This window comes from Schlesneria sphaerica, assembly GCF_044336245.1.
Taxonomy (GTDB): Bacteria; Planctomycetota; Planctomycetia; order Planctomycetales; family Planctomycetaceae; genus Schlesneria; species Schlesneria sphaerica.
Genome location: NZ_CP172346.1, coordinates 681335 through 704040 on the forward strand (window position 1 = coordinate 681335; position 22706 = coordinate 704040).

The window sequence follows — 22706 nt, forward strand, 5'->3', positions numbered from 1 at the left end:
CGTGCCGTGCACCAGCGCGAAGGCCCGTAAACCACCCGCACAGGTCGGATCGAATCACATGAGATCCGACCTCACCCGCGTTCATCCAGGTGGTTTCGGGCTTCGGTATCCCCACTCCCCTTCCCCATCTCTCTTCGTTGAGTGAATTGACCTTTGATCAAGATCTCCGGAGCGGTGCCGGAGATCATTCCCCCCAAACGACTATTCTGAGACGGGATCGCTTTCTCGGCGGGAATAATGGCATAATGTCTTTGTCAGTGAGAGTCGTTCGGGCACACTCTCCCAAGCCCGCAGTCCTCGCAGCAACGACGCCCGGTTGTCGGCATTCCCGTCGTAAGGAACTTCCCATGAGACAAATCGTCCGATCGATGCTGAGCTTGTCATTCCTGATTACTCCGATTTCGATAGGTCTGATCGGATGTGGAAGCGTGGCTGAGCCGAACCGTCAAAGCCAGTCACCTGCAGCGCCTGCTGCTCCAGCAACAGCAGTTACAGCGCAGTCCGTCGCCGAGGCGGAATCCAAAGAGTCGACGACCACAGTTGCCGTAGAAACCCCAAGGCAGCAGGCACTCTCGTCTGAAAGCACGAGCAGTGAACTGGCGGAAACTCCGGTCGAAGCGGCAGCTCCCGCAAAACCCAAGCGAAGGCCCATCTACGATGAAACTGCCGATGCCAAGGAGTTGATCGCGAAAGCGATCCGACGTGCCCAACGCGATGATAAGCAGGTCATTATCGAATGGGGCGGAAACTGGTGCGGCTGGTGTTACTTGCTTCACGATTGTTTCACCAAGGTCCCGGAAGTCGCCAAGATCGTCAACGAAGAGTACGAGCTCGTTCTTGTTGACTCGAATTCCAATGAGAAACTGATGAAGGAATATACCGGCGACCACAGCGTCCAGGGATTTCCGCACCTGACAATCGTCGATCAAGAGGGCAAAGTTCTGACCAACCAGGACACCGAGCCGCTGGAGCAGGGACGAGGACACGATCCTGCGCTGGTCACCGCTTTCCTGTCCAAATGGGCTGTACCTAAGGTCGACGCCGAGCAACTGCTCTCTTCAAAACTGGAACTCGCGAAAAGCAGCGACAAACGAGTTCTGTTTCGCGTCGCTGACCCCTATTGCGGCTGGTGTAAGGTTCTGTCACAGTTCGTCCAGGATCATGAATCGTTACTTGCAAAAGACTTTGTCGACGTGAAGATCGACACTCTGCGAATGTCCGACGGCGTAAAAGTCTCAGAAGCACACCGTCCCCCCAACGCCAATGGACATCCCTGGTTCATCATCATGGGCCCCGCTGGCGAGGTCCTCGCCACTTCCGTCAGTGACAAGGGGAACATCGGCTACCCCGGAGCCACAGAGGAGATCGCTCATTTCATGAAAATGCTCCGCGACACACGAAAGTCGCTCACCGACGAGGACCTGGCCTCACTCGAAGTAGACCTCAACGACTTCCGCATCCGCCGCGAGAAAAAGCTGGCCGAACAGTCATCGAATTGACCGACAGCGTTTTCGATGAGAGTACATCATTCACCAAAATGCCTACTCGGCAGAAGTGAATTGGATCAGAGCATCAATCGCTGCCGTGAGGTTGCGGTCGATTCCTCACAAAATGTGCAACGTGCCGCTACTTCAATGACGGTGACTGAAACGAGTCCCATGCAGCCAAAGTCGTTGTTCAACGGCCGGGATGTACCGACTGCGACAGTGGCGGCGCTGCTCGTAAGAGGGGCCGAGCGTAAGGTGTAGCAATTGCGTTCAGGAACGCAACCAGGATGAGCAGCGGAAAAAGAATCCCAAAAATCATTGCCAGTGTCGCAGAGAACAATCCTCTGTCGATTTGCTCGCAAACCAGGGCATAGGGTACCCAGAGGATCGGTACGATGAGTAGTCCTGCTCCATGGTGGTAAAATCGAACTGCAATGGGATTCCACCTTACGAGTGCTGCTTCCGGATACCCGAGAATATCAAGCATCAAATTCACGACCACGTACGCGACGACAACAATGCCAACCTGCGCAAGCCCCATCCAACCGACGTAGCGTGCCATTGCCGGAAGCTCCATGAATTGAACGTTTCAAGTTGGCTTGAATAGCAAAAGGAGGTTGAAGCTGGCTTGTAGAGACGGACAGACAGGGGTCCACCTGCGTCGATGATTCGAACATAATTTCGGAAAGTAACGGCATCGATCCTCGTTCGACGCGGTAGTCTCTCGTTCACTTGCTCATTTCGAATGACTGTACCATGGACTCGACGTCAGGAAGGATTTCGTCATCAAGATGAAGTGGAATAGTACTCACGATAAAGAAGCAGCGGTCGCCCGCCATAAAGACCCATTGCCGCCACTGGACCTTCCTGCCCTTTCCTTTGAGCAGTGTTTCAAAGAAAAGCGATTCATACTTCCCCACTTTCGTTGAAACCATCTCCTCCTTTTCTGCCTTCGGCTTCACTCGCTTTGCCCACTCCAGTGCGACCTCATCCCGAATCTTTTCCAGGAATGCATTCTTGTCGTCCTCATTCGTTGAATATCTTCCGAACTCGTAGATATCCATTCCAACTGGAAACTCAGGAGGGATATACATCACCCAATGACCTTTATCTTCTGATCGCCAGTCTTCTGCCAGCTTGACCTTAAACGGCTTTTCACGTTTGACTCGCCGGAAATGAATGTTGACCACCCCCTCAACAGGCTCGTCCTGAACCTGGTCCGTTTGAACAAATTGCTTCTCGCGGTCGTACCGCCATTCCGAAAAGGTCTGTAACGCGATTGAATCCAGCAATTCCCGCAGCGTCGGTTGATAGGACTGGAGAAACGCTGGCTGTAACTCACTTCGAGAAATCTTTTTGTCTTCAGCGATCAATCCGACGCCTACCCCGATATTCAGTCGACTTTGAACGAGGAAAATCTTTGTGAAGTCGCGAAATGTCAGGCCCGCGCTACCGTCGGTACGCCGGTCGAGCAGTTCATTCAGTTTGTCCTCGGAAAGAACGACCAGCGGACTCAACGCAGGCTCGCCGTCTCCCTCCTCCCCCTTCTTTTTTGCAGTCTCCTCCTTCCTCTGGTCGGTTCGGTCGCTCTCCTGTGTTTCAGCGTTTGACGGAGGTGAAGCGACTTCCTTCGTGGATTGAGCGTCGCCGCGAAAGCAGAACAGCGCCGCGACCAGGAACGCAAACGGTGCGATTCTCATTTTCCGAGCCTTAGACAGAGTGAGCACCCATCTCGCTGCACAAATTCGAACTTCAATCGAATGAACGCGCTGAACGGAACACCTTGTCCGTCGACGAGCGTTACAGAAGTGTCACGAGTATTATGTTGATTAGCGAACGCATTCCACCATTCGGTGATAATTCATTTCTTATCATGCTGAATCGGTCATAACGTTTTCGACTTGACGAATAGAAATCTCCAATTCGAGCAGGAAACTCGAACAGATGCGAATGGGAGGTTCCAGGTCCAGGCCGCTCCCTGAACACGCCAACGGCGCGACGCTGAAGGATTTTTCTCCCGCGTCTTTCGCTCATCGATGCACAAAGGGTGAATGATCGACTGCAAGACAAACGTCGCTGTCGCATCTTATGCTGTGCAGCAAAGAGAGGTCCGCTCAAGCTGTCGACGGCTAGGCACCGCGCAATCGTAAGATTGCTGGTCACTCCGAAAAACCAGTCAGCCGGAACTCTATCGCAGACGGAGGAACCGGCCCCCGTTTTTCTGCTCGCCGCTCAATAATTTGTTAAAATTTGAAAGTGGTGAGCGACGTATTCACGGTCGCGAGCCGGCATCTGTGGATCTCCAAACTGCTAACGCACCTAGTCGTTCGCCTGCCTGTTCGGTTCCCAGAGTTTCGATTCCTTCGCTTTCAGGTAGCCCTGATTCGTTGGCTTGAGTGTCCAGGTTTCGATGCTCTTCAGCCGGGTCGTGGCTCCCGTCGTAAAACCGGCGATCTGCGCATTCGGATCCTGGACTTCATGGACCGCGACAAGACTCTGTCGGTCATTGACGAAGACTTCGACCAGATAGCGGTCAACGAAAATCCTCAGCTCCACGTCTTCGTTCGGATCGAGGTCCGCGGGTTTGAAAGGTGCGTCCGTCGTTCCGACTCGAATGGTCCCTGTTTCAGGACGGAAGAGGATGGGCAAGCCCCCGTCCTTACCGTCTGAGAACAGGACAAACCCAAACAGCTTCCGTTCCACCTCTGCACGAGGGATCACGATGCGAACTTCGAACGTGTCACCGGGGTGCTTGATCAGCGTCTGTAGTTCCGGAGCGGCAATCGGCGGAACACGATCAAAGGGGCCATTGATCGCATTCGATAACTCAACATTCCGAAGTTCCTGATGCGCATCGCGGAGCGTGGCCAGTTCCTTTAATGGCTTGATGCGCAGCGTGCGATCTGACGCAAGACTCAATTCTCGTGGCAGCGACTGAATGGTCTTATTGAGGTACTTATTGTCCTCGCCGATGGAGGTGAGCCAGGCCCACATCACGCGGCGACCGTCAGGGGTCAGCACGCTTTCGGGTGCGAAAAAGTCCGTCCGCTGAAACAGTCCATAGACCGGCTGATCATCCCTGCGGAAGTTCAACCGGCCGTGAGTCTGCGGCACAAATTTTTCCGCTTTTGCATCCCAGTCACCGATGTAATAACGGCATCCCAGCGTGTGACTGATGCAAAGCAGCATCCATTTGTCACCGATGGGAAAAAAGTTCGGGCAGGAAATGTCTTCGCCGATGGCGACGTCGGGAAGTTCGTGAGCCAGAAAATCGCCCACCAGCGTCCAGTGCTTCAGGTCGGTTGATTTCATCAAAGGAGGATTGGTTCCGCCTGAAATTGCATAGTAGGTCTCGCCAATCAGGAAACAATCCGGATCCCAGTGCTCAATCTTCGCCTCAGACCCGTCGGGATTGGTCACCTGTACCGCGTACGGCTTTTCCCATTCTGAGAGCCTTCGATCCTTGGCGATGGCAATCTGATTGCGGCCTGACAGGTGACCGTGGTAGATCGCCGCCGGCTTCCCTTCTTTTGTGAGAAACCCCGTCCCGCTGAACATTCCATGCCCGGTGAATGCCGGTTGGAGCTTCGTCGTCTCCCAGTTCCAGTGCAGCATGTCCGAACTGGTCAGATGAACGAAGCTGACCGATTCGCGGTCCTTGTACGGATGCCGCAGGATATAGTGCAGATGATACGTCCCATCGAGGCAGAACGCCGCGTTCGGGTCACCAGGAGAACTGTCCGCTCCCGGATGAATCAGATGCAGGTTCAACGCAAAGTCGTCCGCCGGCGCCGCATTCTTCTGAGGTTCATCCGCAAACACACACGAGCCCCAAAGCCCAACCAGTGCAGCAGCAATCAACCAACCCCGAGCGCAATCAATTCGTAACATCAACAACTTTCCCGCTTCAGCACCAACAAGCTCAATGAAAATCACCCACCAAGGTGAGTCCCTGAAACTCCATTCCAGGGATCAAGGACAGAGCGTAGCCTACCCGCCTCGTCACAATAAAACGACCGGAATGCGGCCCGAACCGCAGCCCTGCCTTCATGGAAATCAGAACCAGCCAAGAAACCACACGCGCCACGAAGGGACGTATCGGAAGGGAAGTCGGCCCCAATTCACTGACTGTCAAACCAAAAGTTCAAATGTTGACTAAGCGTACCGCGACGTCTGTGCACCAAGGCGACTTGCGTTTGAGACACGGACGGTCTTCTTGACTCACAGTCAGGGAAGCGTTTCGGCGGCGTACAACTCCACGGACCGGCCATCGGGGTCTCGCACAACGGCACGCTGGCCCCATTCGGTCTGTTCCAGTACTTCGACGATTTTAACGTCACTCGAACGGAGCGCAAGGATCGAAGTATGAATGTCAGGGACAACGAAGCCAAGACGAGTAGTCCTGTCAACGTCATCACTTTTTTTAGTCGGATAAATCTCAAAAACCACGCCTGCAAGCACAGCGGCAAAGTGCAAGGGTCCGCCACCGTGCCGATGTTCCGTGAACTCCAGCCCCAACTGACGGTAGAACGCTGCACATCGAAGGACATCGCTCGATCGGATGACGATCAGCTTCATTTTCAATAGCGTCATTTCAGATCACTCTCGGATACTGGCGGACAGATCTGCCCGTTGTCGCCTCAATCGACACATCCCAAGTCGGTCGCATATCGATGCGAACCTAGAACAGTTTCGCGAATCACTACGCCTTAATTCCAGCCAGACTTGGCGGTGCCTTTACATTGCGTGGAAACCTCATCCGGCTCCAGAAGCAAAATTCCCTCGCCCAGAAGCCAGATATGGGCACGGATCATGATGAGGGACCGTAGACATACAGTCCCACATGCCCGATTCCGATAGGTCCGAGTAAGTCCGTCCACTTTAGACCCTAGAGACGATTCCGCCGTTGATACCGGCGTCTGATCTCAGTTGTATCGATGCACTCTCGACCGCGTACGTCAGCGTTTGAATTGCAATGTCTCCAGAATCTTGTCAGTAACCTCTCGATTAACTTCAATACTGATTGCGAGACGCAGCATCACTTCATTCATCGCTTTGAAGCCCTTTTTCATGAAGTCACTAGGGTGCAATCCCGTTTTGCGGTCGAGTACGGAGAAGTGATTATTTGCTGAGTGATCTCTGAGTCTGTGTTATTCTTCCCTGCTGTTGTCCAATCGAGGATTGGATGGATTCGGCACCGAGATCGCAATGGAGGGCGGTCGAATGGGAGGGATTTCCTTGGACGGTCGGGATGGTGAGTTTATTAAATCCGTTTCGGAGATGCTCTTCCGATTCAGTGGCGAGGTGTTTCCGAAGCTGGGGGAGTGGGAACGTCGTCTGAAAGGAGACCCGCTGAGTCTGGAAGCCCTTGAGTTGGAAGTCCAGCGGGAGTTCGCGCGGGGTGCGGGGATGGTCGTGGCGGGCTTGGCATCAGTCGTGATGCAGACACCGGAATTTGCCGCTGCCGCCGAGCAGACGCGACAAGACTATTCGATTCCGCTATCCAAGGGGCGTGATCGAAAGATGTCGGTTCGGCTTCTGGGGGGCGTGGTCATGTGGATCACGTCGCTTTACTGTGAAGCGAGTCGTCGTCGCGGGAATGGTCTGCAGAAGGAAGAATCAGTCTCGGGCCTACAGATTGAACAGGTGCAATTCGGGCTGGGAAAGAAAGTCTCTCCCGGGCTGGAGAGTACGGTCTCTCGGCAGTCGGCTCTGTGTCCCTCGTTTGAACTGGCTTGTGAGGAACTGGAGCGTCAGGGACTGTCGCTCAATCTCAAAACGGTGCGGCGGATTTCTCAGCAGTGCGGTGAGAAACTGCTGAAGCTACGAACGGCAGAATTGGCCTCCTGGCGTGCTGGAACTTTGGCATCGACAAACGAACTGTCGGGGAAGCGTGTGTCGATCCAGATCGACGGCGGCCGGACGAAACTCCGTGGAAAACTGCGAGCGGCAACGCCTCATGCAGAACAACTCAACGAAGACGGTTTGATTATCAGTGATGCGCCGGGACGCTCTAAGCGCCTCGCAAAACGGACGTTCGATGGCGAATGGCGCGAACCCAAGTTGATGACGATCTTCATTCATGATGAGCAGGGGCGCCTGGAGAAGAAGTCACGCATGACAATGGATGGGACGTTTGCGGGACCTGACGCTATGGCGGAACTGGTTGCCATGCACTTGCATCGCCTGGGAGCAGCCAAGGCACTGAGCCTGACCTTTGTCAGTGATGGAGCGGTCTGGATCTGGGACCGCGTCGATCAAATCGTGGCTCAAGCGCGGATTCCGAAGGAGGTCGTGATTCATCAGGTTCTGGATACCTGCCATGCCGTGCATCATATCTCACGAGCGTTAGCCACGCTCGGCGTGACCACGGAACAGCGGATGCCCCTGTATCGGGATCTTCGCACGCGACTACGTAACGGAGAATGGGAATACGTCGTCCAGGAACTACGAGTGTTTGCTGAAGACGAACCCACCAACGCGGAACTTCAAACCGAATTGAACTACCTCCAGCGACACGGGGATGCGGGACGATTGAACTATGCCGAATTTCGTCGCTGCGGTCTCCCCCTGGGAAGCGGTGCCATTGAAAGCAGTATCCGCCGAGTCATCAACCTGCGGCTGAAAGGAAACGGCGTCTTCTGGCGAGAACATCACGCGGAAGAAATGTTGCAACTGCGCGCCTTGGTGATCAGTCGCCGTTGGGATGAACAGGTCAAACGAATGCGAGCTTGGACCAAGAAACATCACCTCGCCACCTGGCAATGGACACCCCAACTGATGTCCTGCAAAGTTGAACCCCAAACCGCGAGTCCACAAAACACCCTGTAATCAAGAGTTTCACCGAACGCAAAACGGGGTTGCACCCAGTCACTAAGGTCGGAAGAATCGATCGCAATCGTGTTGCCTTCTGTCGAGTGTCGACAGTAACACAGCATTATTATCCGCAGTGGACTGTCAGCGTCGGGCAATGCAAGCATGAAAATAAACGGACATTCATCGAAAAGCTTCTTAAAAAACTGACGAGCCTCAGGAATCTCCCAGAGTTCTCTCGGGTCGTCGTCGTAGTCGTCAGTGAACAACGCCACGTTGCCAATCGCGCTCATTGCTGATTCACGACTTGAAATTATATCGGCCAGACTAGCTCGACAGAATGACGTGTCCTGCGTTTGAATCTCTTCCGAAGTAACATACAATAGCAGTCTTTTTACATCACCCTTGGCCATTCGTTCCAGAATGTTACCGAAACCCGCTTTCTCCGATTCGGAACGAAGTCCGTAACGTGTCGGATAGTGATCCAAGTGCGGGTACATCACTGCAGCTACATGCAGATCTGCCGACGTCGCCAGACACATCGGTCGTGAATTTTGCACAAGTTGGGCCGTTGGCAAGCTTTCTTCGAACTGGGCCAACAGTATTCTCATTTGATCAGTGTGTTGAACGTCACCAGGAGCTGGAACGAAGAGCGAAAAACACAATCCATCGATGTACACCTGCCTCTGCACTATATCCGTCATAAGTGGAGAGCTACGGCGACGCATTTGTGTGAAACGAAACCATTTTGCTGACCACACGCCATCGCTTGCGGCACTTCGTGCCGCAGATGGTGGTTGCGTTCTGAGGTCAGTCGGAGAGATCACATGCACGTAGAGGCGGACATCACCAGGACAAGGAGCTTTCCCTAGGATGAATTGTCTATATTCCTTCAGAATCGTCACATCAGAATTGTGAGATCGACCGCTGTTGTAACAGAGCTTCAACAGCCATCGTTGAAGAACAGGAAGTTCCGCAACGAACTCCAAGCAATCACCTAAAAATACTGGATTACAACAGAATGCGTCGTACATCTCCCTTCCGTATTGGTCGAGCGCCCCGAGAACCACGTTGTTACAATGTTCGCAAACATCCTTGATTCGAGGTTCGCCGCGAGTTTGCTTCACGGGGTTTCGAGCATTGAATGTTTCGAGAGTGTGACGTCCGACGGACTCAATGTACCAGGCGGGAATGATGTGCTCCCGCGTTGGTTCGCAGTTCAACTCACAGTAAGCGCACGGAATCATTCGTAAGCTCATCATACAGAAGTTTGACTAAGGTTGTCCGCCGGTTGCAACATCGCGGTAGTTGAACGTTGGTTATGCCTTCGCACTTCCAGCACACTCATTTCACTCCCGCGTGCCGAACAGTATATGTTGTATGAACATACTTGGGGATGCAGCAGATCACATTGACACGCAAGAAACCTCACCCGCGCCCGCAGTCTGACAACCAACCTTGGTGTCACTCAACACGAATCCATTGCGTTGCGTGTGACCCACAATTGCACCAACCAAGATCTACAAGCGGGTAAGAATGTTTGCCGCTGAGTGGCCCGACCGCCTGTTGAGGGCGGTCGGGTCCCAAACCAAGCGACCACCGAATCCGTAAGCAAACAGAATTCTGTCAAACGTACCAGCGAGCAGAACTCCACGGCCAGTCCCTGCCTCGTTCCACCAACCTTGCCGGAACGGGAATCATGTACATGTAGTCCAGTATTTCTTCCACCTTGGCCCGCAACCCAATGTTGAATCCGTAGTCGCGTGCCTGCCAGATCGTCCGCCGGCCTCCGTCGCCATTTGATCGTGAAACCACTTGAGGACGTATTCGACATCTGCTTCCGCCTTTTCGGTGACGACGACCCGGTACATCTCCTTATTCGCCTTGAGTCGGAATGCCGTATTTCCGAGCCAGCGCTTTGAGCGCCTTGCGCGCTGGCTTAACCCGGCCTGCTTCCGCATCCGCCAACCCCTCTCGAATGGCTGCAACCGTCTCCTCGCGTTCCGCTTTCGCGGCCTGTTCCACCAATCGTTGATAGGCGGCAGCGTCTTGCACCACGACTTCGGCCTTGCCGTTGACCGTTAGAACAATCGGTGTGCCCGAGGCGCGCAGTTGCTGCAGGTAACTGGATGTCTGCCGTTTAAAGTTTGTCAGCGAGTCGATGCCGGTTTGGAGATTGAGCACAGTCGGTCCTTTCGCACTGAATTCGATGCGAATTCCATGCTACAGAGTTTCTCAGCCTTGCGCAAGTGCAGTTCTCCTCAAGCACCGGGTAACCCGGAGGTGCCCCCTCCCCTCCCCGTCGCGCGTCGATGCCCGGCATACTTTCTCAAGTCACGCAATCAACTCGCCCAGACGAAGAGACGACACCGAAGTGAAGAGGGTCCGGGCGGACTCACCCAACAGTATTACCCACCGAGCCATCCGCAGCGACAAGGGTCTTGCCCAGCATTCGGAAACGTTCCTGATCCGGCGCGTCGGACAACTGGTCAGTCGACTCCCGAGCAATCCACCCGAGTGGTACGGGGTCGCAAATCTTCAGCGACTCTGACAAGCCCCCCAAGTATGCTTGACGAATCATGAGTCTCTGCTGGATTTTCTTTAGTTGCGATACCTGCTGCAGGCCACGCAGTGAATCAACGAAGGGTGAGAAGAACCAGATCATCACCTGCGTGCAATATTGGTCGAAGATCAATTGCCGATTCCCTGCTGCGGCCCGTGCAGGGGGGGAGGCGCAGGTTCGTCACTCCGACCGGGAACTTGATCTACCTGCCTCGAGGCGCTAGGGTACGGCAGATAAACGGACCAAACGACAAACAACCTTGCATCTCTGTCATCTCACTGTCAGTAGAGTGACCATGCGCAAACTGCGTGCCGGACAGAATTGGCTCTGTCCCTAAAATTGCGCTCATTGACTCACGAGAGTTTTCACCAGAGAAGGTTGCCCCGGGAACAATCAAAAATGACCGATCGGGACTCTGAAGAACAGACGTTTACGTGGGCTCGCAAATGCGTCGTCGCTGCCACGATTCTATTTGCCGTCGTCGAGTGGCTGTTGTTTGAATATGTGCGAGTTCCCTACAGGCCTCCATACGACATGCTGACCATGCTAGGTCAGGAGAAATATCTCGTATTCGGGTGGATGCTAATGATTCTCGCGGGATGGCTGGGGTTCCTCATCCTTTGCTGGTGGGAGATTTCTTTCACGCGAAAAGATTACGTGCTGTTCGTCGCATTGCTGATCTGCTTGATCACCATATTTGGAATCGTGATTGCTTTTCCGACGTGGCCAGTGACGCCGTTCGACCTCATCCTGCATTGATCCGGTTAGACACTTGTGGCCTCGTTTGGCCGTTTCAACGCCAAATGACGCCGAACAGCGTTTCGCGATACGCCAGGCGACTCCGCAATCGCTCGCTCAGACAACCCGCTCTCATGCAGAGTCTTGGTCGATAAAGACCTGTCCATACTCAGTTGATAAGCCATCGTTGCCAATTCGTGAATTTCTGCTCAGAAAAGTTCACGATCGGAAAACAACAGCCCCTTTGTCGCAACTGGTACCGTTTCATGCGCCGTGCACTTGTCTCGTTTCAGCGCCTACTGACAGCAAACAAACAGTGTCCCCCGTGGCACATTGCCTCTGAAACTCCTGCGCCGTTGAACGTCAACCCATCAGGGAAAAAGCCAAGACTGTTCAGCACACAGGGACTCGTCAATCTGATGAGCCCTTTTCCTTTTGTGAGCCGGACTTGCTGAGCAGGAGGGAGGCGGAAATCAAAGCCAATGGCAGGACGATTAACCAGTGAGGGATGGCCCGACACGTTCCCTCCGCCTGATACATCGCTCCGGTTGTTCCAACTGACATATCAAAAGCCACACTCTCCAACACCTTGGAAGGAGCCTGCCAAGAGTAGCATGAGATTTTGCCAACTTGGAGATGCACCAGATTTCGATTTAGTCCATGCTGTTGCTCAATGTCGCCGGAATACCACAGCTTCACTTGGCGCGTTGCATCTTCACCAGTTCGAGTGATGGACATGCGACTAAAGCTGACATTACGGGACGTGGAGCAGACTTGAAAATACTCATCCGCAGCAATGGGGATATTCAAGACTTGCAGCACAAAAAAACTTCGGAACCAGATGAACGTAACCGAGCAGGCCAGCATCAGCGTCAGGAAAGCCGTCCTACGTCGCCATCCCCGAAGTAACTCACGCACTCTCCCGCTCCCTCTGATGTGCCAGATTGAATCCAAGCCCGCAGTGTGGCCCGTTGAGGCGATTCGTGTCATGCAGAACCGAATAGAACTGAACGAAGCGTCGAATCACTTCAATTTAAAAAGATCATCATTAAATGGTTCATTGGTGAACCTTGGCAACCAGCCATCGGGCTCACCCATTGCATACCATCAAGCCATCTCTGATTCCCCCGCCTCAACGAGATTCACAGTTTTACCGGAAGCTGATTAGAAGGGTAATCTCTGGGTGGCCCGACCGCCTGGCGAGGGCGGGCAGGTGCCGGAGGCATAAGATGCAATATCGTCGGCTGGCGATGACAGATTGATCCGCGGTGAATTCATCATCCGCTTCCAAGCGTGGCGGCCACCGAATCCGTAAACCAACAGATTTCTGCTCAGGGCACCAGCGAGCCGAACTTCACGGCCAGTCCCTGGCTCGTTCCACCAACCCGGCCCGCACGGGATTCATGTGCAGGGAGTCCAGCTTTTCGTCCTCCTTGACCCGCGTCCCAATATTGAATCTGTAGTCGCGTGCCTGCCAGATGGGTTTGGTGGAGTCAATCTGGGACCAGTCGCTCTGGAAACGCTGGAGCGACACAGTTTTCAATGATTTCGAAGTCAGCTCCTTCCACTTGTTTAGGGACGGGCTCTATTGCCACGTTTCAGTGAACCAGATGAGAGCATCGACGTGACCCGGCTTGATGAAAATCCCAGGCAAAGCCCCTGATGCTGCGCCAGTCGACTGACCAAGTTGCCAGTGACGATCTTCTTCGCTTGATCATGCTGTAGCTGCTTGCGTCTCTTGTCGCACGAGAACGTCACGAAGTGGATCTGCTTCTCAGAGTCGTAAATGCGTCTTTCGACCATGGTCGACGGAGGAAAACTGCGTGCGGTGATCCCAAAAGGGGAACACTTATGGTATCACATCATGTCGCTCCGCGACCCAACCGCCCTGAACAGGCGGTCGGGCCAACCTGCGACTGCTAACTCAGCGATTCAATCAGCAACGAATCGCGTGCGTCCGGCGTGTGCTTCATTAGCGGGCCGACTTCGTCAGGTTTTAATTGCGCAAGCCACTTGTCAACCTTCAGTGACGGAAAGTGAGCCTTGATGATCTGCTCCAGCTTATCGGCCTGTGCCTTGTGAGCATCCCGCTCCGGATCTTTCTTGGGGGTTGGCTTCGGATAGCCTTCCGGTTTCAGAAAGGCTTTGTAGGCCCCGCATTCGCGGTGCTCGATGATGATGATGCGATTGATGGTGCTGTGCAGCTTCAGCGCGATCTGCACGTGCTCGATAAAGACCTGCTGCCAGTGCAGCCGGGGCAAGAGTGGCTTGCAGGAACACTCGGGCGGCTTCGGCTCAGGCAGGTGGGCATCGCTGAAATCAAGCGCTGCACCAAGGGCTGCCCCGGCGAGGATAAAGTGGTCGTACTTTCCGGTGAGCCCTTTACAATCCATCTCCTTCGCGATGAGCGTGAAGAACCGAAAATCGATGCAGGTCAGCAGGAGCACTTCTGCGTGGTCATGCGATTTGTCAACTTTGATGGAGCGCAAGAAACGCTCGAACGTCAGGGGTGCCGCTGTCTTTTTCGCCATTGGTTGATTCTCTCCTTCGATAAATGCATACCTGGGGACATAGCATATCGTGTTGAGACGGAAGAAACCTCACACGAGCCTGCGGGAAGCCAACGGTGACGCAGCATCTTCTGTTGCGGGATACACTTCGCACTTTCAACGAACTCCCGAATTGCCCGAACCATGACTAGCGCCTCGACGCGTTGGCGACGAGTGTTCGGCATTTCGATGCTGGCGGTGTCACTCGTCTTCCTGGGGGGGGTAAATACGAAGTTGTACGATCATCGATGAAATTGAAATTGCTTCCTGCCAGATCTACACCATCCATTCGGCGTCAGGATCACTCGAGTGTTTGCAGTGGAGCGGACGTAGTCGACGCGCATCGGGGATGCTCGGTAGCAGGCCGTGCTTGTGGCAGTCCGCGTCGAACGACCTGCCTGCTGTATCGCAATTCGCTCTGGCGATTCCACGTCGAAGCATCTCGGAAATCAACTATGGTCCGGATATGCGACTGTTAGAGACGGAAGGCTGCTACGGTCCAGATCGCATTGCGACAGGCATCGGGATCAGGATGACATACGGTACAATCGTCATTCCATTAACGGTGCTCTCCTCATGGCTGTTGCTCCAGAGACGACGAGTCGGTCGATTTGCGGAAGACCGCATTTCTCGTTGACACAAACCGGGAGCAAATCCTCGTCAGGCTCTCTCATCTCGCAGGTGAGGTGTGGATTTCGATCCACGCGGGGGTTGCTGTAGAGGCGCGTGCGACGAAAGTCGTCGATCGGGAACGAGCAATCATACCTGGGGACAAAGCACGTCAGATTGGCAACCAAGAATCCCCACCCGAGTCCGCAGTGTGACACCTCGGTTTCAAGCGACAGGAATCCATTCCGTTCAGTGTGGCCGAAAATCGAAACAGAATGACCTACGGCCGTTCAAGAATGTCTGCCCCCTATGGCAAACGTGCAGTGCCTCCGTGGCCCTTTTCCAGCTTGGATAAGACGTCACCCTACAGATGTCGTCCTATTTTTCACCATTCGACCGCGGGAAAAATCGGCATAGGATCATTCCCGTGACCATCCCAATAACTGAGCCGAGTATCCATCCGAAAAACACGACCGGAATGACCATGTTACCACAACTCATTCCAGGGGGAGGCGGGTTAAGTTGGAGAATGACTGAGGGGCCAACTAGCGCCCCCAATAGACCAAAGAGACAACCAGCACCTTCTTCCCGCGATGGCATTTTCAGCATGGCCACAGACTCGCCCTACTTGACCTGTCGCATGTTGCGGAAAACGTGAGAAACCCCAATAGCTCTGGCCAATTGTACCAACCTTTGAAACCAATAGTGAGTTTTTCGAGGACGGGTGTAAGAACTTACCTGGGGACAACAAATCGTATCGAGACGCAAGCCCCCCGGTCCCCGTAGTGTGACAACCAACATTGGTGTCACTTGACCGGAATTCATTGCGCTCGGTATGACCGATAATCGAAACGGAAAGCCCTACGAGCGTTGAAAAATGTCTGTCACTTACGGCAAACATGCATTGTCCCCGTGACTCTCTTGTCCACAGTCGCTGGCGGGAAAGATTCCAAGGGTTTGGATGTTTGGGCTCGCAGCGCTGGTCTCCGCGGATGACACTCTTCTCGCGGGACGTTTTCCGAGAGCGAGAGAAGCTTCAGGAGCGAGTCGATTCAGATCTCAGCCTTCGGAATCAAGTGACGGGCGTTCCATCGGGTCTTCTTGCAGAGCGGTTCACGGGAATGTGGATGAGGTGGCCGGGGTGATCAGTTTCATCGTTGGCTGCATTGGTGGGATTGAGCATTCGCGGACTTGAGCTTCGTCGATTGATCTGGCGGCAGGGAGGAATGCACTGCGTAAAGGCGCCAGCATGAATTGACTGGCTCTTCCGGTATCGAAATATCACCGGTGTAAGGGAGATGTCGCTGCGGCGGTGACTCGCGTTGCTCGGGTGAGGTTGAGAGAGCGGAGCGGGCGATCGCCTGGGTTCGGGGTTGGAAAGGGATCAGGGGATCGCTGCGATGGATTTTGTGCGGATGCGTTACAGCGGCAGGTTGCCGCTGCCACGGGCTTTGACGGTCCCGAATATCGGACGCGTTTTGATGATCTGGATGCGGCGAGAGGTCACGGGCTGGCCAGCTGGCCAAACTTTGGCCAGTCGGTGGCCAGTCCCATGTGCTTTCATCATCACTATTTAAGTCTTTCTGGCCAGCTGGCCCGGGTGGCCAGAGGAAAATCAAATCCTGCAAAACAGGGCTGACTGCTCCTCACACGATGATCTGCACACGATGATCTGCAGCAACGGGATTTTCGTAGGGGGTTGTAAACGGTGATATGCTGCGCCAAAGTCATCGTGAAGAAACCTGTCGCATTGGATTCCGGCTCAATTTATAAGCATTCGGATCACAAAATGAGCCGCGAAGTCTACAACGGTTTGACGACAACATTGCTTTTCGGCTCGCTCGTCGCATTGGGACTGGCGGCTGCGTATCTTATCGCCGGAATTGTTGGCTGGCGGGGGCCATATCGAAAGCAGCGCCTTTTCAGATTTGGAATTTGCCTTGCTGCATTTCCAATCTGTGTGGCCGTTCAGCAATCTCTCTTGTATCACGTATATCTGCCGAGATTGGGCCGTGCGACCAAACGAATCATCAAGGAGCGACACTATGCCAGTTCGATTGTACAAGTCGGCGATCAAGCGCCTTCGTTTTCGCTCACGGATACGGATGGACGAGACTTTGTTCTGGACGATCTCCGAGGGAAAGTCATCCTCGTGAATTTCTTTGCGACCTGGTGCGGTCCCTGCCTGTTGGAATTACCGCACGTGCAAGAGATCTGGGACAAGCACCACAACAACAGTCAGTTCGCCCTGATTGTCATCGGTCGTGAAGAAGCCACTGAAATCGTCAGCGAGTTCCGATTGAAACAGGGTTACACGTTTCAAATGGCACCCGATCCAGAACGCATTGCCTACTCGCTTTACGCAAGTGAACTGATTCCTCGAACGTATCTCATTGGGGCGGACGGTAAGATCTGTTTTTCGTCAGCGGGTTTCGACGAAGAAGAATTGGCGGCATTGAAGTCTGAGGTTGCCAGGCAACTGCGCTCCATTCGATAGCCGAAGCCCTGATTGTTGAGAGAGGAAATGCAAAGGGGACGCCTCACTTTTCAATGAGACGTCCCCTGCTGGAGTGGAGGCGGGGGGAATTGAACCCCCGTCCTGAGATCCCTTAGAAAGGATATCTACGTGCGTAGTCCGCTGTTTAAGTCATCGCTGAAGCCACAACGAACGAAGGCTTCTGGCGATCAGTGTCCCACGAATCTTGCCCCTGGCGTAGGTCACATTGACCAGGGGCCAGCCCGTTTTTACATTTGACTTTTGGACTCCACAGGCGGGGATTCCTCAGTCAAGGCCACACTAGGCAGCCAGGGTCAACGGCTTGTTAGCAGTTGTTTTTTGATCAGCTTTTTACGTGGCCAACTGATCAACCACGGCACGCCACCCAGACCTCGCAAATCCAGTCGAATCCGATCGCCCCCGAGGTCCTCCTTCGGCCGAATTGGTGAGATTGATCAAGTCTTGAACTTGGGGTTCGAACGACCTGATTTCGTCTCACAGAAACAACCAATGGATGATGGACTGCCAAATCCTATCCGGCTGTGAGTTTCCGTCAAGATGGTGAAACATCTGGAACGGGAATTTCGACTTGTTCTTGTTGGGGGGCTGATGATTGAGCTGGGATGGGGTGGAAACCTGGCGCGATACTGGTTCGGGTTTCCTGTCGCGGAGCGCCAGGGCTACTTTGGGAAAGAACTGCTCTATTAAAAGCGGCTGTTTTTCGGTGCGGTTTGCTGGTTTTTGTGGACGGGCGTGTGTTGACGGAGCTTTCTGGGGTGGTGAGAGTTTCACTGCGTTGAGCAGTTCGTTCCGGCTTTCGGGGTGTGACTTACCGTGAATCGAGCTTGTGATTCCTGCCAGCCATCCTCGGTGATCACTTACGTCGCCGTCGTGGCCTGTTTCCTCGCTTGCCCCCGGTTTGTCTCTGGGGCCGGGGATGAAGCTGCACCTGCACCCTTGTTGAAACCGGCACCGGCGATTGAGGCGGGACGGTTGGGGCGATCCGTGGATCCCTTCATTGGGACAGGAGGCCTGTTCTACCTGTGCGGGAACAATTTCCCTGGGGCGACACTTCCATTCGGGATGGTACGACTCAGTCCTGATACGGTCTCGACATTCGGTACCCGGGCAGCGAATACGTCCGGGTACTTTTATTCGGACTCGCGGATACTCGGATTCAGCCATACTCGACTGGCTGGAACGGGGGCGACCGACGGCGGAAATTTTCTGGTTTTGCCCTGTGATTCCCAGCAGACGAAGGGGATTCGACGGGGGCTGAATACTCCGTTCCTGCACGAGAACGAAGTGGCCTTTCCGGGTTACTACGGTGTCGAATTGCACAGGCTGGGAATCCTGGCCGAACTGACGTCGACGCGCCGCGTCGGAATTCACAGGTACACGTTCGCTCGGGCTCAGTCCCCTCACCTGTTGATTCACGTCACGAGTGCTCTGGGGAAAGGAGCCTGTAGAGAGGGGTCGGTTCGCATTCTGCCCGAGACGGGGGCAATTGAAGGTTCCGCAGAAACGCATGGAACCTTCTCCAAGCGCTACGGGGGACTTCGCGTTTACTTTGTTGCTCGAGTGAATCGGCCCATTCGAACCTTTGCGACCTGGTCCGGTGACGCCGAGAACCAGGCCGGCGGCACAGAGATCGAAGGAGATGACATTGGAGTTGATCTGGAGATCGACGTCGATCCGACCCGTCGACAAGTCGAGCTGAAAGTCGGCATTTCGTACGTCAGCCTGGAGGGGGCTCGTCAGAACCTGGAACAGGAAGCGGGTAACGTCAGCTTCGACGAGGCTCTGCAACGGGCAGTTACGGAATGGGAAGAGAAACTGGGGCGAATCGAAGTCTCGGGCGGTTCGGAGTCCGAACGTACGATTTTTACGACAGCACTCTACCGGGCGTTCCAGATGCCGACCACGTTCAGTGACGTGAATGGACGTTATCGCGGCTTCGATGGGCAGGTCCATCAGGCCGACGGCTTTGTTTACTACACGGACCTGTCGCTGTGGGACACATTTCGGACCGTTCACCCCCTTTACAACCTGATTGCCCGCGATGAGCAGGCCGACATGATCAAGTCTCTGCTGAAAATGGCAGAACATGGGGGGTGGCTACCCCGCTGGCCGTCGGGCAGTGGATACACGAATTCCATGCTGGGGACCCCGGCAGACATCATGATTACCGAAGCGTATCTGAAAGGAATCAGGGACTTCGATATCCAGCAGGCTTATGCCGCGATGGTGAAAACCGCGCACGCGCCCGTGCCCCCCGGATCGCTGTTTTCGGGACGTGTCGGGATCGAACACTACTTGAAATACGGGTACTGTCCGGGCGATCTCATGAAAAAGTCGGTGGCGAGCACGATCGAATTCAGCTACGCGGATGACGCAATCGCGCGACTGGCCGATTCGCTCGGATACGCTGACGACGCACGGACATTTCGGGAACGCTCGCGGAACTACCTGAAGCTCTGGAATCCGGACACCCGTTTCTTCCAGCCTCGGGATTCCCACGGTAGCTTTCAGACATTTGATCCCGAGATGCTGACTTATGTTGATTTCTCAGGAACGATGACACATGCCTATGTGGAAGGGAGTGCGTGGCAGTGGCGCTGGGGAATTCCTCCTCAGGCGACCGAACTGGTCAGCCTCTTTCCCGATCCGGAAGCGTTCGTGGAACAACTCGACCAGTTCTTTTCTCGATCGCCCACTGGAGTGGGGATCACACCGAACGCCTATTACTGGCATGGGAATCAGCCCGACCTGTTGGCGCCGTACCTCTTCAATTCCGCAGGAAGACCGGATCTCACTCAGAAATGGGTCCGATGGATCCTGGCGAACAAGTACGGGACGGGGGCAAACGGACTCGATGGGAACGACGACGGGGGGACGCTCTCAGCCTGGTATGTACTCAGCTCGCTCGGACTGTTTCCGGTGGCGGGGACCGATCGGTATGAACTTGGAACGCTGCTGTGGGATCAGGCGGAACTCAAAGTCGGCCCCCATCGGCTTAAATTACAAGGGAAAAATGAAGGGGCAGAGAGTCCCTCCGTACAGACAGTCAGGATCAACGATCAGCCGCTGGACCGTCACTGGATTCGGCACCATGAGATCGAACGTGGCGGGACCTTGCAGTTCCTCAGGTCGACGCCGTAGATATGAATCCCAAATGCGATCGAACTAAGGGATGCGAAGGCGGATTCGACCAATCCCTGGCAAAACCCTAACGACACCAGTACGTCAGAGACGGGTGACTCGTTTTTTCTATGTAGAATGTCACCCGGTTGCCCGGAAACAATGAGGATCGACGAATGAGAACATTATGGCAGGGCCTGATTGCGACAGCGGTGGTCGGCTCGATGATGGCCACTGGCGACGCAGATGATGGGTTGAAGGCTCGTCTCAAGGATACCAATGCCTCGCTGACGGATGTCTGGGTCTACAACGACATCCAGCAAGGGATGGACGAAGCCCGCCGTCTGAACAAGCCGTTGTTCGTCACGTTCCGGTGCGTCCCCTGCAAGGACTGCGCGGCCTTTGACGCAGACGTTGCGAGTGGTAACGCAGGGGTGCGCGAACTGGCCAAAGAGAAATTTGTTTCTGTTCGTCAGGTCGAGATGAAAGGAGTCGATCTCTCACTCTTCCAGTTCGACCACGATTTGAACTGGGCCGGAATGTTCCTCAACGCAGACGGCGTCGTCTATGCACGCTACGGCACACAAAGCAGCGAAGGATCAGACGCGTACAACTCGATCGAAGGACTGACGAACACGATGCAGCGGGTGCTGGAGCTGCATGCGGAATACCCCCGCAACCAGGAAGAGCTCAAAGGGAAGCGCGGTCCAGCGAGGAAGGTGAAGAGTGCTCTGGAGCTACCGGGCCTGCGAAATCCTGCCAAGTACGCTCAAGAAACAACCAGACAGAACTGCATTCACTGTCACAACATTCACGATGCCGAGCACCAGCATGCCCTCGATTCCGGGACGTACAGCCCAGACCTGTTATTGAAGTACCCTCTTCCAGACAACATTGGCCTGAAGATTGACCGCAAGAGTGGCATCCGGATTTCAGAAGTCATCGAGAACTCCGCCGCCGCGGCCGCGGGCCTGAAGGCTGGAGAAGAAATCGTCCGAATGGAGGGTCAGCCCATCACCTCCATCGCCGACATGCAGTGGGTCCTGCATCATCTCCCTCTGGGTGACGCGACGGTGAGGATCGAAACGAGCCAGACCGGGATGCACGACGTGAAACTGAAGGACGGCTGGAAGAAGTACGATTTTTCCTGGCGCGGTTCGATGTGGAATGCGCCACCCCGCTTCCAGGCATGGGTGCCGATTCTCGGTGCGGATGCCAAACGGAAACTGGGCCTGCCGGAGGACGAGACCGCGATGGAGGTTCGCTGGATCAATCTCGACAGCCTGGGAGGAAAGCGGGCACTTGATGACGGCCTCCGTGAAAAGGATGTCATCATCGCATTGGACGGAAAGCCGTTTCACGGGGATACGCGGCAGTTCAATATGCACGTCAAACTGAACTACCGCGTCGGGGATGATCTTTCGCTGACAGTGCTGCGCAATGGTCAGCGGCAGAACGTTACGATCCACCTCGTGGAGTAGACCTGGTTCGCACGCAACGGCTTGCACGATCGGGGACGTGAGATGTCTCGCTGGGCAGAAGCCCGCAGCGGTGTGGGGGCGAGGCGCCCCCCGAAATGCCGGACAGCCTGCGGTCGCCCCGGCAGTCCACTGACGAGAATAGACTCTTTCAAGTTGCGAGCAGTGAAAGCGGCTTGAACGCCCGGGCTGGACTTGGATCGCCCCGGGGAATTTTTTCTGCAAAGGAAAGAGGGATGTCCGAACAGAAAACCAGACCGACAGAGGAGGACGTCACGGCATTCATTGCGGCCGTTCCCGATGTTCAGAAGCGTGAAGACTCTTATCGTCTGCTGGAGTTGATGCAGCAGATCACGGGTGAGTCTCCACGGATGTGGGGGCCCAGCATGATCGGATTTGGGGAGTATCACTACCGGTATCCCACGGGGCATGAAGGAGACACATTTGTCGTTGGATTTTCGCCGCGAAAGACTGCATTCAGCCTGTATCTCTCTTGTGATCTCGAAACGGAATTCGGCCCTCTCCTGCAGTCGCTCGGCAAGTTCAAACAGGGAAAGGGCTGTCTTTACGTCAAACGACTGGCCGACATTGACCTGGGTGTGCTGCGTGAATTGATTGAATCGGCCGTTGCAAAAGTGGTATCCGATACCTCCGTCAAGGTAAATCAGCCCGATTCGACGACGAGGAACTAGATTGGGCTTGTTCGGGGCCGAAAATCGACACACCCCGAAAAATTAGTAAACGGAATGGCCGAAAAGATTTCTGTTGATCGGCAGCTTGCTCGCATCTGAACACAACAGCGATTACCATTTTGAGTTCGTGCGGATTCTC

General features: G+C 54.5%; 18 protein-coding genes and 1 other RNA gene. 8 read left to right on the plus strand and 11 right to left on the minus strand.

Features of this window, described 5'->3' with window-relative positions; all coding sequences use genetic code 11:
• Nucleotides 1-347 precede the first annotated feature (347 nt).
• Nucleotides 348-1499, plus strand: a complete 1152-nt coding sequence (locus tag ACGY09_RS02445; RefSeq protein ID WP_397570341.1) for a thioredoxin family protein — start codon at nucleotides 348-350, stop codon at nucleotides 1497-1499.
• Nucleotides 1500-1677: 178 nt separating this feature from the next.
• Here ACGY09_RS02445 and ACGY09_RS02450 read toward each other — a convergent pair whose 3' ends face one another.
• The 4 genes from ACGY09_RS02450 to ACGY09_RS02465 form a co-directional block, all read right to left on the minus strand.
• Nucleotides 1678-2049: a hypothetical protein gene (locus ACGY09_RS02450; protein ID WP_397570342.1), complete on the minus strand. Its 372-nt coding sequence runs from the start codon at nucleotides 2047-2049 to the stop codon at nucleotides 1678-1680.
• 166 nt (nucleotides 2050-2215) lie between these two features.
• Nucleotides 2216-3187: a hypothetical protein gene (locus tag ACGY09_RS02455; RefSeq protein ID WP_397570343.1), complete on the minus strand. Its 972-nt coding sequence runs from the start codon at nucleotides 3185-3187 to the stop codon at nucleotides 2216-2218.
• A gap of 619 nt (nucleotides 3188-3806) precedes the next feature.
• Nucleotides 3807-5378, minus strand: coding sequence for a glycoside hydrolase family 32 protein (locus ACGY09_RS02460; protein WP_397570344.1), 1572 nt, complete (start codon nucleotides 5376-5378; stop codon nucleotides 3807-3809).
• A gap of 336 nt (nucleotides 5379-5714) precedes the next feature.
• Nucleotides 5715-6080, minus strand: a complete 366-nt coding sequence (locus ACGY09_RS02465) for a VOC family protein (RefSeq protein ID WP_397570345.1) — start codon at nucleotides 6078-6080, stop codon at nucleotides 5715-5717.
• A gap of 615 nt (nucleotides 6081-6695) precedes the next feature.
• On the opposite strand from ACGY09_RS02465, the gene ACGY09_RS02470 reads away from it, so the two are divergent.
• Nucleotides 6696-8318: a hypothetical protein gene (locus ACGY09_RS02470; RefSeq protein WP_397569182.1), complete on the plus strand. Its 1623-nt coding sequence runs from the start codon at nucleotides 6696-6698 to the stop codon at nucleotides 8316-8318.
• Here ACGY09_RS02470 and ACGY09_RS02475 read toward each other — a convergent pair.
• The 4 genes from ACGY09_RS02475 to ACGY09_RS02490 form a co-directional block, all read right to left on the minus strand.
• Entirely contained in the window at nucleotides 8234-9334 is a 1101-nt protein-coding gene (locus tag ACGY09_RS02475; RefSeq protein WP_397570346.1) for a hypothetical protein, read from the minus strand. The two genes, ACGY09_RS02470 and ACGY09_RS02475, sit on opposite strands and share 85 nt — an antisense overlap.
• 592 nt (nucleotides 9335-9926) lie before the next feature.
• Nucleotides 9927-10115: a hypothetical protein gene (locus tag ACGY09_RS02480; protein WP_397570347.1), complete on the minus strand. Its 189-nt coding sequence runs from the start codon at nucleotides 10113-10115 to the stop codon at nucleotides 9927-9929.
• A gap of 60 nt (nucleotides 10116-10175) precedes the next feature.
• Nucleotides 10176-10484 (minus strand): type II toxin-antitoxin system Phd/YefM family antitoxin, encoded by a 309-nt coding sequence (locus ACGY09_RS02485; protein WP_397570348.1) that lies wholly within the window; start codon nucleotides 10482-10484, stop codon nucleotides 10176-10178.
• A gap of 211 nt (nucleotides 10485-10695) precedes the next feature.
• A complete protein-coding gene (locus tag ACGY09_RS02490; RefSeq protein ID WP_397570349.1) occupies nucleotides 10696-10995 on the minus strand; it encodes a hypothetical protein in 300 nt (99 codons plus the stop codon).
• Nucleotides 10996-11262: 267 nt separating this feature from the next.
• Here ACGY09_RS02490 and ACGY09_RS02495 point away from each other — a divergent pair, with 267 nt between their 5' ends.
• Complete coding sequence (locus ACGY09_RS02495) at nucleotides 11263-11622, plus strand: hypothetical protein (RefSeq protein WP_397570350.1); 360 nt, start codon at nucleotides 11263-11265, stop codon at nucleotides 11620-11622.
• 390 nt (nucleotides 11623-12012) lie between these two features.
• On the opposite strand, the gene ACGY09_RS02500 is transcribed toward ACGY09_RS02495, so the two are convergent.
• Together ACGY09_RS02500 and ACGY09_RS02505 are read right to left on the minus strand one after the other, a co-directional pair.
• Entirely contained in the window at nucleotides 12013-12519 is a 507-nt protein-coding gene (locus tag ACGY09_RS02500; protein WP_397570351.1) for a hypothetical protein, read from the minus strand.
• A gap of 1001 nt (nucleotides 12520-13520) precedes the next feature.
• Complete coding sequence (locus ACGY09_RS02505; protein WP_397570352.1) at nucleotides 13521-14132, minus strand: hypothetical protein; 612 nt, start codon at nucleotides 14130-14132, stop codon at nucleotides 13521-13523.
• A 2416-nt stretch (nucleotides 14133-16548) separates the two neighbouring features.
• On the opposite strand from ACGY09_RS02505, the gene ACGY09_RS02510 reads away from it, so the two are divergent.
• On the plus strand, nucleotides 16549-17256 hold the full coding sequence (locus ACGY09_RS02510; protein ID WP_397570353.1) for a TlpA family protein disulfide reductase: 708 nt from the start codon (nucleotides 16549-16551) through the stop codon (nucleotides 17254-17256).
• Nucleotides 17257-17327: 71 nt separating this feature from the next.
• Here ACGY09_RS02510 and ssrA read toward each other — a convergent pair.
• Nucleotides 17328-17678: a transfer-messenger RNA gene (gene ssrA, locus ACGY09_RS02515) on the minus strand.
• A gap of 136 nt (nucleotides 17679-17814) precedes the next feature.
• Here ssrA and ACGY09_RS02520 point away from each other — a divergent pair.
• From ACGY09_RS02520 to ACGY09_RS02535, 4 genes are all read left to right on the plus strand, one after another.
• The gene (locus tag ACGY09_RS02520; RefSeq protein WP_397570354.1) at nucleotides 17815-17964 is read left to right on the plus strand and encodes a hypothetical protein; all 150 of its coding nucleotides are present in this window, start codon (nucleotides 17815-17817) and stop codon (nucleotides 17962-17964) included.
• A 126-nt stretch (nucleotides 17965-18090) separates the two neighbouring features.
• Nucleotides 18091-20418 carry a GH92 family glycosyl hydrolase gene (locus ACGY09_RS02525; RefSeq protein ID WP_397570355.1) on the plus strand — a complete coding sequence of 776 codons (2328 nt, stop codon included), beginning with the start codon at nucleotides 18091-18093 and terminating at the stop codon, nucleotides 20416-20418.
• Between the two features lie 155 nt (nucleotides 20419-20573).
• Nucleotides 20574-21878 (plus strand): Trx7/PDZ domain-containing (seleno)protein, encoded by a 1305-nt coding sequence (locus tag ACGY09_RS02530; protein WP_397570356.1) that lies wholly within the window; start codon nucleotides 20574-20576, stop codon nucleotides 21876-21878.
• 233 nt (nucleotides 21879-22111) lie between these two features.
• Nucleotides 22112-22567 (plus strand): DUF1801 domain-containing protein, encoded by a 456-nt coding sequence (locus ACGY09_RS02535; protein ID WP_397570357.1) that lies wholly within the window; start codon nucleotides 22112-22114, stop codon nucleotides 22565-22567.
• Nucleotides 22568-22706: the final 139 nt, after the last annotated feature.

Excerpts from the sequence above, each read along its gene's own strand:
- ACGY09_RS02445 (WP_397570341.1), top strand. The coding sequence starts at position 348 with ATGAGACAAATCGTCCGATCGATGCTGAGCTTGTCATTCCTGATTACT.
- ACGY09_RS02450 (WP_397570342.1), bottom strand. The coding sequence starts at position 2,049 with ATGGCACGCTACGTCGGTTGGATGGGGCTTGCGCAGGTTGGCATTGTT.
- ACGY09_RS02455 (WP_397570343.1), bottom strand. The coding sequence starts at position 3,187 with ATGAGAATCGCACCGTTTGCGTTCCTGGTCGCGGCGCTGTTCTGCTTT.
- ACGY09_RS02460 (WP_397570344.1), bottom strand. The coding sequence starts at position 5,378 with ATGTTACGAATTGATTGCGCTCGGGGTTGGTTGATTGCTGCTGCACTG.
- ACGY09_RS02465 (WP_397570345.1), bottom strand. The coding sequence starts at position 6,080 with ATGACGCTATTGAAAATGAAGCTGATCGTCATCCGATCGAGCGATGTC.
- ACGY09_RS02470 (WP_397569182.1), top strand. The coding sequence starts at position 6,696 with ATGGAGGGCGGTCGAATGGGAGGGATTTCCTTGGACGGTCGGGATGGT.
- ACGY09_RS02475 (WP_397570346.1), bottom strand. The coding sequence starts at position 9,334 with ATGTACGACGCATTCTGTTGTAATCCAGTATTTTTAGGTGATTGCTTG.
- ACGY09_RS02495 (WP_397570350.1), top strand. The coding sequence starts at position 11,263 with ATGACCGATCGGGACTCTGAAGAACAGACGTTTACGTGGGCTCGCAAA.
- ACGY09_RS02505 (WP_397570352.1), bottom strand. The coding sequence starts at position 14,132 with ATGGCGAAAAAGACAGCGGCACCCCTGACGTTCGAGCGTTTCTTGCGC.
- ACGY09_RS02510 (WP_397570353.1), top strand. The coding sequence starts at position 16,549 with ATGAGCCGCGAAGTCTACAACGGTTTGACGACAACATTGCTTTTCGGC.
- ACGY09_RS02520 (WP_397570354.1), top strand. The coding sequence starts at position 17,815 with ATGGTGAAACATCTGGAACGGGAATTTCGACTTGTTCTTGTTGGGGGG.
- ACGY09_RS02530 (WP_397570356.1), top strand. The coding sequence starts at position 20,574 with ATGAGAACATTATGGCAGGGCCTGATTGCGACAGCGGTGGTCGGCTCG.
- ACGY09_RS02535 (WP_397570357.1), top strand. The coding sequence starts at position 22,112 with ATGTCCGAACAGAAAACCAGACCGACAGAGGAGGACGTCACGGCATTC.